This window comes from Kocuria sp. CPCC 205258, from assembly GCF_040981005.1.
GTDB lineage: Bacteria > Actinomycetota > Actinomycetes > Actinomycetales > Micrococcaceae > Kocuria > Kocuria rosea.
Genome location: NZ_JAVKPS010000066.1, coordinates 1 through 529, shown reverse-complemented (window position 1 = coordinate 529; position 529 = coordinate 1). Strand labels below are relative to the sequence as shown.

General features: G+C 74.7%; 1 protein-coding gene. It reads left to right on the top strand.

Going from position 1 to position 529, the window contains the following annotated elements; all coding sequences use genetic code 11:
- Positions 1-65: 65 nt before the first annotated feature.
- A partial coding sequence (locus tag RF644_RS18855; RefSeq protein ID WP_368797671.1) for a Mur ligase domain-containing protein occupies positions 66-529 on the top strand: 464 nt, incomplete at its 3' end.

Genomic DNA, 529 nt, shown 5'->3' with positions numbered 1-529 from the left:
CGGGAGCGCCCCGTCCGGAACGGCCCCGCCCGACGAAGCTCGCGGAGCTCGCGGCCCGGCTGGGGGTGCCGACGCCGGGGGCCGCGGAGATCACCGGCATCACCCATGACTCACGGGCGGTACGCCCGGGCGACCTCTACGCCGCCCTGCCCGGCGCCCGCCTCCACGGCGCCGACTTCACGGCCCAGGCCGCCGACCTCGGCGCGGCCGCGATCCTCACCGACGAGAGCGGCGCCGAACGCGCCGCCGCTACCGGCCTCCCGGTCCTCGTCACGGACGATCCGCGCGGCCGGATGGGCGAACTCGCCACCGAGATCTACGGGCACCCCGGCGACGACCTGCTTCAGATCGGCATCACCGGCACCTCGGGCAAGACCACGACGGCCTACCTCGTCGAGGGCGGCCTCAAGGCGGCCGGGCGTTCCACGGGCCTGATCGGCACGGTCGAGATGCGGATCGGCGACGAGCGCATCAAGTCGGAGCGCACCACCCCGGAGGCCACCGATCTTCAGGCGCTGTTCGCGGTCAT